An 11788-nucleotide genomic window follows, 5' to 3' on the forward strand; every position below is an offset into this window, starting at 1 on the left:
ACCCTATGAAAAAGGGGACTGACGTCTTAAGGCTAAGTAGTAACCTTTGTGGGTCAGTCCCCTGATTCTTAGAGCTTGTTGTAATGAGCTTAAGGAAGCTTCCTTACTCCACTATCTCTAAAAAGATTTTCTTCTGTTGTGAAGATCCTGCTGCAGCGTATACCACAGTTCGAATCGATTTAGCTACACGCCCCTGTTTCCCAATGACCTTACCCATATCCTCGGGATGAACGGATAACTTATACGTTAACCCGTTCGTTCCTTCATCCAAATCGACGCGGACAGAGTCCGGATGGTCAACCAGGGGTTTCACAATCGTTAGAATAAGATCTTTCATCGATCTAATCGATTACTTGCTGTTTTTAGCATTGTGGAATTTTTCCATAATGCCTTGGTTTGAGAATAAGTTACGAACTGTGTCAGATGGCTTAGCACCATTTGATAACCATTTAAGAGCTAACTCTTCATCGATTTTCACTTCAGCTGGTTTAGCAACCGGGTTGTAAGTTCCAACTGTTTCGATTTGACGTCCATCACGTGGTGAACGAGAATCTGCAACTACGATACGATAGAAAGGAGATTTTTTTGCTCCCATACGTTTTAATCTGATTTTTACTGCCATAATTAAAGCACCTCCGAATAGTTTCACACAAGTTAGTATAATATCAAATGTGTATTTTGTTTGTAAAGTGTTTTTTCTTAACAGTTCAATTTTTCTTTTAAAAAACCGAACGAATTGCTTACATAAATGGGAATTTCATCCCTTTTTTCTTACCTTTTCCTTGCATCCCACTCATCTGTTTCATCATTTTCTTCATGTCCTCGAATTGTTTCAGAAGACGGTTCACCTCTTGAATGGATGTCCCGCTCCCTTTAGCAATCCGTTTACGACGGGAAGCATTAATTGTTTCCGGGTGGGTTTTTTCATCGCCTGTCATGGATTGGATGATGGCCTCTACGTGACTGATCTGCTTGTCATCGACTTGAATCTTATCCAGACCCTTCATCTTGTTTGCACCAGGCATCATTTTGAGAAGTTCGTCCAATGGACCCATCTGCTTCACTTGACCTAGCTGATCAAGGAAATCATCAAAAGTGAAAGACATGGTACGCATTTTTTGTTCCAGTTCTTTTGCCTTCTCTTCATCCACGTTTGCCTGAGCCTTTTCAATAAGGGACAAGACATCCCCCATACCGAGGATCCGTGAGGCCATACGCTCAGGATGGAAGGCTTCCAAGGCATCCATCTTTTCACCCATACCGACAAATTTAATAGGCTTTTCAGTGACGGAACGGATGGATAACGCTGCACCGCCCCGGGTGTCACCGTCGAGCTTTGTCAGGACAACACCCGATATGCCAAGAGCATCATTGAAGCTTTGTGCGACATTTACTGCATCTTGACCGGTCATGGCATCCACGACGAGGAAAATCTCGTCCGGATTGGAGAGTTCTTTGATTTCTTTCAGCTCTCCCATCAGGTTTTCATCAATGTGAAGTCGACCTGCCGTATCAATCAGAACATAATCGTGATGTTCTTCTTTTGCCTTTTCGATGGCTTTTTTCGCAATTTCAACCGGGCTTACCTGATCTCCCATTGAAAACACGGGAAGGCTTAATTGCTTTCCGATCGTTTCCAACTGTTTGATGGCAGCCGGACGGTAAATATCAGCAGCCACCAACAGCGGTTTGCGGTTATGTTTCTTTCGAAGCAGGTTCGCAAGCTTACCAGTGGTCGTCGTTTTACCTGCACCCTGTAACCCAACCATCATGATGACAGTCGGTGGACGTTTAGCGACGGCAATCTGACTTTGTTCGCCACCCATCAAGTTTGTAAGCTCTTCCTGAACAACTTTGATGACCTGTTGACCCGGTGTAAGGCTCTTCATGACTTCTTGTCCGACAGCCCGTTCACTTACTTTCTTGACGAATTGCTTCACCACTTTAAAATTAACGTCTGCTTCTAAAAGAGCAAGACGAACTTCACGCATCATTTCTTTAACATCCGCTTCTGAGATCTTTCCTTTTCCACGGATTTTTTGTATTGTACCTTGCAGTCGGTCGGCTAATCCTTCAAATGCCATTCATGCCGCCTCCTAATCCAATATTTCAAGATCATCAATGAGTTTTAAACAATGAGAAGAATCGATTGATGGCTCTTCTATTTTTTGTCTGAGTTGGTCAAGAATCTCGTTGCGTTCTTGAAATTTCTTAAATAATAAAAGCTTTTCTTCGTACTCCTCGATCATGGCCTCTGTCCTCTTAATGTTATCGTACACTGCCTGCCGGCTAACATTATATTCCTCAGCGATTTCACCTAAAGAGAAATCATCCAGATAATAGAGGGACATATAGCTTCTCTGCTTAGGAGTTAACAAAGATTGATAAAAATCGTAGAGATAATTCATTCTGGTCGTTTTCTCCAGCACGGATATCCCTCCTTGTTAAGTGAAAAACCTTTACATATGAAGAATACAGTGTTTACGGGCGATTGTCAAGGTTAGTAACGGATTTTTCATAGAGAAAAGTAGTGCAGCCTGCCAGACTGAATCTAATAGTCTGGCAGGCTGCCCCTGAGGATCATGATTTATTCTTCTTCATCAACGAGGGTTGAGAATAAGCCATAAACATACTTTTCAGCATCGAACGGTTGGAGGTCATCCATTTTTTCTCCCAGACCCACATATTTCACGGGGATTTCGAGCTCGTTCCGGATTGCAAGCACGATTCCGCCTTTAGCGGTCCCATCAAGCTTCGTCAGGACGATACCTGAGACATTTGTTGCTTCTTTAAAGGTTTTTGCCTGCACCATGGCATTTTGACCTGTGGTTGCGTCAAGAACGAGTAATACTTCGTGAGGGGCTCCTGGTATTTCTCTTTCAATGACCCGTTTCACCTTTTCGAGCTCTTTCATCAAATTCACTTTGTTTTGCAATCTTCCTGCCGTATCACAAATGAGTATGTCCGCCTTTTTCGCTTTGGCAGATTGGACGGCATCGAACATCACAGCCGCAGGATCGCTTCCCGCCGCCTGCTTAATGACAGGGACCCCGACACGTTCACCCCATACTTCAAGCTGCTCGATGGCTCCTGCACGGAAAGTATCGCCTGCAGCAAGAACAACATTTTTGCCCTGCTCCTTGAACATATGAGCCATTTTCCCGATGGTCGTCGTCTTCCCTACCCCATTCACACCGACAAATAGTAATACCGTCAGTTGATCGTCTTGAATATTCAGGCTGCTGTCCTCTTCGCGATCGCCCTGGTAGATCTCAACAAGCTTCTCTGAAATGACGGATTGGACATCTTCCGTATCTTGAATATTCTTTCGCTTCACTTCAAGTTTAAGTTCATCAATGAGCTCCATGACGGTATCAAATCCGACATCCGCTCCGATCAGGATTTCTTCCAGCTCTTCAAAGAATTCTTCATCGATTTTACGGTATCTGGCCACCAGGTCATTAACCTTTGACGTGAAGTTGTTTCTTGTTTTACTTAACCCATCTTTAAATTTCTCTGTGACATTATCACTGGACTGCGTAAATTTATCTTTAAGCTTCTTAAAAAAACTCACTTTTCCACACCCTTATTTAAGTTTCAAGTAGTTCCTTTGTTTCCTGTAGCCTGACTGATACCAGTTTAGACACTCCGGATTCCTGCATCGTGACCCCGTACAATACATGGGCTTCTTCCATGGTACCTTTACGGTGGGTGATGACAATGAATTGTGTTTCATCACTGAATTTCTTTAAATATTGACTGAATCTCTGGACATTCGCCTCGTCGAGGGCTGCTTCCACTTCATCCAGTATACAGAATGGGACAGGGCGGATCTTTAAAATGGAAAACAGCAGTGCAATGGCAGTCAGAGCCCGTTCCCCACCTGACATAAGCCCCAGGTTCTGCAGCTTCTTCCCGGGCGGCTGAGCTACTATATCCACACCGGTGTTGAGCAGATCAGATGGATCGGTCAGCTTCAACTCTGCTCTTCCACCACCGAACAATGCCTTGAATACACCTTCAAATTCCTTTTGTATGCTTGTAAAGGTTTGATCAAAACGTTTGATCATTTCGGTGTCCATTTCATTAATGACCAGGTAAAGGGTGTCCTTCGCTTCCGACAGATCATTCTTCTGATCAACCAAGAATTCGTATCTTTCCTTCACTCGTTCGTATTCATCAATCGCACCCAGATTGACGGTCCCGAGCTCTTCGAGTGCTAATTTCACAAGTTTCACTTTTTTCCTAGCCTCTTCCACCTCAATGGAGAGGGGGTAGTCCTGCTTCGCGGCTTCAAATGAAAGCATGTATTCATCCCGTAAATGATCAAGACGGTTCTCAAGTTCTACATCAAGACGATTGATTTTCACTTCCTCGTCCCGCAGAGCACCGACCAAGCCTTTATGAAGACGCTTCAATTCTTTTAACTCCACCTCTTCATCATCGACAATCTGTTGAAGCTTGGAGCGCTCGTCCCTGCGCACAGCAATCAACTTGGACGTTTCTTCCTTTTGCACGGCACACTCTTCTGCTTTGATTCCGAGTTGCTCTTCACCCGAGAAGTTATCCTTCATTTCTGTCTGCAGCCATTCCAGGTCATCCTGGAGACTTATCTGTCGCCTGTTTGTCTCAGCCATCGTATCCTGCACCCTGTTCAGCTGCTGTCGGCTGTTCACAAGCTGTTCATTCCGTGCGGCAAGATTCGCTTTAATGTCACTGATTTCATTCAATAACGTGTCTTTGGACGTCCGTTCACTATTTTTCTGTAGAGTCAGCTCATTAATCTTTTGATCAAGCTGGGTAACCTCTTCCCCTATCTTCTTGAGAGAAGCTTCCAATTCTTTCGCTCTGGAATCATGCTTTTCTTTGATTGACGTAAAATCCTTTTTCTCCAGGTCATATAGGGAAAGTCTTTCATCCAGGTTCTGCTGGGAAAGTTCAATTTCACGCAGTTGGGAGAGGAGTTCCTGTTCCTTGAGGCGCAATCTCTCCCCTTTCACTCTCAATTCTTCGAGTTTCTTCTCACGAAAACTGCTTTCTTCTTTAAGTGATTTCACTTGGGCTTGAAGCTGTTCTGTCTGAACTTCCATACTGGAAAGCTTTTCTTTCATCTCTTCCAGTTCCCCTTTTCTTGATAGAAGGGAATTTTTCTTCTGTTTCACCGTACCTCCGGACATGGATCCCCCGGGATTGACAACGTCCCCATCCAGCGTAACAAGCCGGTAACGATATTGAACAAGCTTCGCAATTTCATTCGCACCCTTTAGATCCTTTGCGATGATGACATTACCCACAAGGCTTGAAATCACCATTTGAAAGCGATCTTCAAAATGCAACAGATCAGCCCCCGCGCCTACAAAGGAAGGATGCCCTTTCAGCATATTCTTCTGGCTTTCAGGTATGGATTTCCCTTTGATTACGTTCATCGGCAGGAACGTGGCACGGCCATATTGATGTTTCTTCAAAAAGGCAATGGCTTTACGGCCGGCTTCTTCTGTATCGACTACGATATGCTGCATCGAAGCGGCCAGAGCAGTTTCCATAGCCGTTTCATATGATTTAGGAACCGTTATAAGCTCCGCTACCGCCCCTTGAATACCTGTTAATTGACCCGAACGCTCTTTCAGGACCTCTTTTACCCCCTGGAAGAAACCTGAATAGTCTTCTTCCATTTCTTCGAGCATTTCTTTCCTGGACTTCGCTTGTTGCAGGAATTGAAACGCCTGATAAAGCGTTTTCTCCTGCTTTTCATATTTGGATTTCACGGATTCAAGCTTCTTTTGCTCCTCACGATATAAGAAGATGTGCTCATCGATCTGTTCTTTTTGCTCTTGAAGTTCTTTCGTCCGTTCCCTGTGACGCAAATGGAGTTCGTCACGTTGAGAAACATACTTTTTATTTTCCGCTTCTAATCGACCGCTGCGACTGGATTGCTGTTCCAGCTGCTGTTTAAGATACTGAATCTCATTTTTTGCAGAGGCCTGTTGATTGAGCTTTTCAATGTAATCACTTTTAAAAGATTCAATCACATCTTCAATATTTTCGTTATAGTGTTTGAATTGATTCTGCTTCGTGACAAGGAGTTCTTTTAAACCGGACACCTCGGAATCGATCCTCTTGAAGTCGCGTTTTGCTTTTTCTTTTTCAGAAACTAAACGTTCGATTTGATTTTCAGCTTCTTCAATCGATTGCTTCAACTGAGATTCATTGGTGGACGAATTTTTCTTCCGCTCTACCAGTACTTGCTTTCTCCCCTCAAGTTTCTCTAATTCTTCACTTGTTGAAAGGAGCACTTCCTGTAAATTTGAAATCGACTCATCCAGAGCCGCAATTTTATCCCTTGTTTGTGTCAGGACGGCTTCTTTCTTCTGAATTCGGGAGGAAAGGACCAATTCTTCCTGTCCATGCTGTTCGAATTCTGCACTCAGCTTCTCCCACTGCTTATGTAAGTCCTCAATATCATACACAGTCAAGGCAACTTCGAACTTCTCAAGTTCCTCTTTCTTCTCCAGATAATCACGTGCCATGGAAGCCTGGAGCTTCAGGGGTTCTACCTGTCCTTCTAATTCATGAAGGATGTCATTCACACGATTGAGATTTTCTTGGGTTTCAAATAGCTTATTTTCAGCTTTTTTCTTCCGTGATTTATACTTCAATACCCCGGCAGCCTCTTCGAAGATGGTTCTTCTTTCTTCCGGCTTACTGTTCAGGATTTCTTCCACTTTGCCCTGACTGATAATCGAGAAAGCTTCTTTTCCTAACCCTGAATCCATGAACAGTTCTATGATATCCTTCAACCTGCACGGCTGTTTATTCAATAGATATTCACTATCTCCCGAACGGTAGACTCTCCTAGTGACACTGACCTCACTATAATCGATGGGCAGTGCGCCGTCTTCGTTATCCAAGACAAGGGTCACTTCTGCTATATTGAGGGCTTTCCTTGAATCGCTTCCTGCAAAAATGACGTCTTCCATTTTCGACCCGCGCAGGCTTTTGGCTGATTGTTCACCAAGCACCCACCTGATTGCGTCTATAATATTGCTCTTCCCGCTGCCGTTTGGTCCAACGACAGCCGTGACACCCGGGACAAACTCCACGGATATTCTTTCTGCAAAAGATTTAAACCCCATTACTTCTAGTTGTTTGAGGAACATCTTCTTTCCCCCTATTTCGCGTCCAGCTTTTGTTTTAACTTTTCCAGAGCTTTCTGTGCGGCTTTTTGTTCAGCCTCTTTTTTTGACCGGCCATTTCCAATGCCCAACTCTTCATCATTTAAACTCACTCTTGAAATAAACTGACGATTGTGGGCAGGGCCGCTTTCTTCCAGGATACTATATTCGATCATTCCTGCACTGCCCCTTTGAACCAGCTCTTGTAACTGACTCTTATAATCCATCACATGAGAAAAAGCACCGACATTGATTTTTGGGTAGACCACTTTTTCAAGGACAGATATGACTGTTTCTAATCCTTGATCCAAGTATACCGCCCCGATAAACGCTTCAAAGACATCGGCGAGTAAAGCCGGTCTCTCACGCCCCCCCGTCATTTCTTCACCTTTACCCAATAGGATGAGCTCACCGAAATTCAGTTCAATCGAGAACTTCACCAGGGAAGGTTCGCATACAATGGCCGCCCTTAACTTGGTCAGTTCCCCTTCACTCATCATGGGGTATTTCTTGAAAAGAAATTGAGATACCGTTAATTCCAGAACGGCGTCCCCGAGAAATTCTAAGCGTTCATTATCTTCATATGGTTTTCGACGATGCTCATTCACATAGGATGAATGAGTAAAAGCTTGTTTAAGGAGTTTTTCATCTTTAAATTGAATTCCCATTTGATTTTGAAATGTCTTGAATTTCAAATCATTTTTATGTTTAGATAATCCGTTACTTCTGTTTTGCTTCCGCATCAGGCACTCCACCTTGCTAATATGTTCTCATTGTATACTAATCAAGTTTATTCTAAAAAAATCATTTACGCAAAAAATTTCTTGAACAATGAAGTTAGAACACAAATAAACTTGGTAGGGGTCAGACCCCTACCAAGTTTCAAATGGTTAGAATATAAGATGGATCACCCATCTCTCTATTCAATCTAACGATTAAGCCTTTGCTTGTATGTAGTTCACAGCATCACCTACTGTGCCGATTTTTTCAGCATCATCGTCAGAAATTTCCATGTCAAATTCATCTTCAAGTTCCATAACCAGCTCAACTACATCAAGGGAGTCAGCTCCTAGATCTTCTTTGAAAGAAGCTTCAAGAGTTACTTGAGATTCATCTACACCTAGACGATCAACGATAATTTTTGTTACACGATCTAATACTTCTGCCATTTTTGTCACCTCCCCTCAAGTATTATAGAGCATTTCCACCTCTAATGAAAAGAGTATACATGAAAACGATGAATAAATTATTTCATTCTTCCCGTTACATGACCATTCCGCCGTCAATATGAAGCGTTTGCCCAGTCATATACGATGCGGAATCGGATGCAACAAATGTCACTACTTTCGCAATATCCCCCGGAGCGCCAAAACGGCTTAACGGGATTTGTTTTAACATTTCACTCCGTACATCTTCAGGAAGCTGATCAGTCATATCCGTCGAAATGAAGCCAGGGGCAACGGCATTCACTGTGATTCCACGGGGAGCAAGTTCTCTAGCTGTCGTTTTCGTCAAACCGATCACACCTGATTTGGCTGCTACATAATTTGCTTGTCCAGGATTCCCGCTCACTCCGACAATGGATGAAATATTGATGATACGACCACTTCTTTGTTTCATCATTTGACGTGTAACGGCCTTCGTGCACAGAAATACACCTTTCAGGTTGATGTTGATGACATCATCCCATTCTGTTTCTTTCATTCTCATCAACAGATTATCCTTGGTGATGCCGGCATTGTTCACAAGGATATCGATGGACCCAAATTCACCAATCGTTTCCTTCACCATTGCCTGGACACCTTCAGCATCCGATACATTACATTGTACGGCGATTGCTTCTCTTCCCATACTCTTGATTTCATCCACGACTTCGTTTGCTTTCGCTTCACTACCGGCGTAATTCACGGCGACATGACAGCCTTCACGGGCAAGTTCAAGAGCGATCTCCCGTCCTATTCCTCGGGATGCTCCTGTCACAAGTGCCACTTTACCTTCTAAATTCATTTAAGCTTCCTCCTTCAGCGCTTGAATGGTTTGTTGTAAGGACGCTTCATCTTGAACTGCATATGTCTTCACACGTCTGTTCACTTTTTTCACTAAACCTGAAAGGACTTTACCTGGTCCTACTTCGATGAATGTATCCACACCTAATTCAAGAAGCTTCCCGACCGTATCTTCCCATTGTACGGGCGAGTACAATTGTTCAATCAATAAACGCTTGATCTCTTCACGTCCTGTTACAGGCTCTGCCGTCACATTCGCAATGACGGGTACTACTGCATCTTTGATCGTGATCGAATCCAGGATTGAAACGAACTGTTCAGCAGCCGGTTTCATCAATTGGGAATGGAAAGGGCCACTTACCTGAAGTGGGATGACCCGCTTCGCTCCGGCTTCCTTCGCTTTCTCTGAAGAGAGCTCGACTCCCTTTACCGTACCTGAAATGACAATCTGACCCGGACAATTCAAGTTCGCAAGTCCAACTGGATGACCCTCATCCGTCACAAGGTCTGTCACTTCTTTCAATGGTTCCCTGCCCAAACCAAGGACGGCCGCCATCGTTCCTTCTCCGCTTGGTACTGCTTCTTCCATGAATTCCCCTCTTTTACGAACGGTATACACAGCATCTTCAAATTCGATGGCACCTGCAGCCACCAGGGCAGAATATTCCCCTAAGCTGTGACCCGCTGTGTAATCTGCCGTAATGCCCTCGGCTTCCAGTCGCTCAAGGATGGCCATGCTGGTCGTCAGGAGAGCCGGCTGAGCATTCGTTGTCTCTGTAAGCTCTTCCTGGGGACCATCAAAGATGATTGTTGAAAGCTTGGTGTCCAATCGTTCATCGGCTTTATTGAAATAGGATTTCACATCAGGATATTGCCCGGCTAATTCTTTCCCCATCCCCACTGTTTGGGAACCTTGGCCAGGAAAGATAAACGCGATTTTATTCATATTATTCCACACTCCCCTTAATAGCATCTTTTATCGTATTGGAAACGTCGTGTTTCACCATTTCCCTTGCTTGTCTCATGGCATTGTACAGGGCCACTTCATTGGAAGAACCATGAGCTTTGATGACCGGTGCCTTCAGGCCGAACAGACCGGCCCCACCGTACTCTGTATAATCGAGCATATTCTTTAATTGCTTCAGGTCATTCTTCACCAGTCCTGCGGCAAGCTTGTTTTTCGTTGAGGACGTGAACGTTTTTTTCAACATGGAGAAGACGGACAGGGCAGTCCCCTCAATGGTCTTCAGGACCATATTCCCGGTAAAACCATCCGTTACAACAACATCAGCCGGCCCGTCCAGCAGGTCTCTGGACTCTACATTCCCTACAAAATTGACAGGAAGCTCTTTTAATAATTGGAACGTTTTCTTTGTTAATTCATTTCCCTTTTTATCTTCCGTACCAATATTCAATAAGCCCACACGCGGGTTATTGATCCCTCTCACTTTCTCGGAATAAATGCTTCCCATGACTGCGTATTGTGCAAGATGCTCAGGTTTCGCATCGACATTCGCACCAAGGTCAAGCATGAGGAATCCCTTTCCATCAAGGGTCGGAAGGGTCGGTGCCAATGCAGGCCGCTCAATCCCGTCAATTCTCCCTACAATGAACAATCCCGCCGTCATAAGGGCACCTGTATTTCCTGCTGAAATACAGGCATCCGCTTCCCCATTTTTCACGGCTTGGGCCATCAGTACCATCGAAGCATTCTTCTTTCGTTTCACCGCTCTGACAGGTTCATCCGTACCTTCGATCTGTTCATCGGTGTGGACGATCGTCAGGCGTTCTTCCGGGGTGATATACTGTTTGATCTGCTTTTCATCCCCGTATAAAAGCACTTCAATATCATTAAATTCACGTAATGCCCGCTTCACTCCAAGAACGATTTCTTTCGGGGCGTGGTCTCCGCCCATTGCATCAACGGCTAATTTCATCTACTCTTCATCCTTTACAGATTTTTTAGAGCGATACATTTCAAATTCACCGGTAAACACGAGCTCACCACCGACTAAACTTTGAACTTCTACCGTTGTTCGGTCTTTTTGATCTTTCATATGTATCACTTTCGCTTTCGCCACCACCCGATCCCCTTCCTTTACGGGTCGGGTAAAACGGATGTTCGACTTCGCAGTTAATGCCAAGTCGTCATTTATGACAGCCACTGCAAGGGAATTTGCCTGCGCAAACAAGTGGTGCCCCCTCGCAATCCCATTCCTGATGAACACATGCTCACGCTTCACATCAAAAATGGATATCGCACTTTGATCCAGCTCTATATCAATAATTTCTCCAATAATCTCTTCAATAGGCAACGACTTCACTTCGTCTTCAAACGATTTCTCTGCAACGTACTTAATTCGTTCACGAAGCTCGGGTATCGATAATTCCATTCGATCCAACCGGATTGTCTGGACGCTTACACGAAACCGTTCAGCCAATTCTTCATCTGTAATAAAAGGATTCACTTTGATTGTGTCAGTAAGGTTTCCCTGTCTTTCTTTTTTCGAAAGTCTCAATTTAAACACCGTCCAGTATTAGTACTAGGTACTAATAGTAGTATATAATCTAAAAAAGCAGATTGCAAGAAATAATCTCACAATCTGCCTT

The 11788-nt window shown here is 44.0% G+C and carries 12 protein-coding genes; all 12 read right to left on the reverse strand.

Translation table 11 applies throughout. The annotated features are described in order from the left end of the window. Window positions 1-103 precede the first annotated feature (103 nt). On the reverse strand, window positions 104-337 hold the full coding sequence (locus ATG71_RS17605) for a KH domain-containing protein (RefSeq protein WP_034755686.1): 234 nt from the start codon (window positions 335-337) through the stop codon (window positions 104-106). Between the two features lie 12 nt (window positions 338-349). Next, window positions 350-622, reverse strand: coding sequence for a 30S ribosomal protein S16 (gene rpsP / locus ATG71_RS17610; protein WP_034755689.1), 273 nt, complete (start codon window positions 620-622; stop codon window positions 350-352). Between the two features lie 118 nt (window positions 623-740). Further along, window positions 741-2084, reverse strand: a complete 1344-nt coding sequence (gene ffh, locus ATG71_RS17615; protein ID WP_098440795.1) for a signal recognition particle protein — start codon at window positions 2082-2084, stop codon at window positions 741-743. 12 nt (window positions 2085-2096) lie between these two features. Continuing rightward, complete coding sequence (locus ATG71_RS17620; RefSeq protein ID WP_371928757.1) at window positions 2097-2408, reverse strand: putative DNA-binding protein; 312 nt, start codon at window positions 2406-2408, stop codon at window positions 2097-2099. 179 nt (window positions 2409-2587) lie between these two features. After that, on the reverse strand, window positions 2588-3574 hold the full coding sequence (ftsY, locus tag ATG71_RS17625) for a signal recognition particle-docking protein FtsY (RefSeq protein ID WP_098440796.1): 987 nt from the start codon (window positions 3572-3574) through the stop codon (window positions 2588-2590). A gap of 16 nt (window positions 3575-3590) precedes the next feature. Continuing rightward, window positions 3591-7157, reverse strand: a complete 3567-nt coding sequence (smc, locus tag ATG71_RS17630) for a chromosome segregation protein SMC (protein WP_098440797.1) — start codon at window positions 7155-7157, stop codon at window positions 3591-3593. Window positions 7158-7168: 11 nt separating this feature from the next. Continuing rightward, on the reverse strand, window positions 7169-7915 hold the full coding sequence (rnc, locus tag ATG71_RS17635) for a ribonuclease III (protein ID WP_034755710.1): 747 nt from the start codon (window positions 7913-7915) through the stop codon (window positions 7169-7171). A 192-nt stretch (window positions 7916-8107) separates the two neighbouring features. Further along, window positions 8108-8341 carry an acyl carrier protein gene (gene acpP, locus ATG71_RS17640; RefSeq protein ID WP_034755712.1) on the reverse strand — a complete coding sequence of 78 codons (234 nt, stop codon included), beginning with the start codon at window positions 8339-8341 and terminating at the stop codon, window positions 8108-8110. A 94-nt stretch (window positions 8342-8435) separates the two neighbouring features. Continuing rightward, entirely contained in the window at window positions 8436-9179 is a 744-nt protein-coding gene (gene fabG / locus ATG71_RS17645) for a 3-oxoacyl-[acyl-carrier-protein] reductase (protein WP_098440798.1), read from the reverse strand. Further along, entirely contained in the window at window positions 9180-10124 is a 945-nt protein-coding gene (gene fabD / locus ATG71_RS17650) for an ACP S-malonyltransferase (RefSeq protein ID WP_098440799.1), read from the reverse strand. 1 nt (window position 10125) lies between these two features. Then, window positions 10126-11115, reverse strand: coding sequence for a phosphate acyltransferase PlsX (plsX, locus tag ATG71_RS17655; RefSeq protein ID WP_098440800.1), 990 nt, complete (start codon window positions 11113-11115; stop codon window positions 10126-10128). Next, a complete protein-coding gene (fapR, locus tag ATG71_RS17660; protein ID WP_034755723.1) occupies window positions 11116-11697 on the reverse strand; it encodes a transcription factor FapR in 582 nt (193 codons plus the stop codon). Window positions 11698-11788: the final 91 nt, after the last annotated feature.

This window comes from Bacillus sp. es.034 (assembly GCF_002563655.1).
GTDB lineage: Bacteria > Bacillota > Bacilli > Bacillales > Bacillaceae_B > Rossellomorea.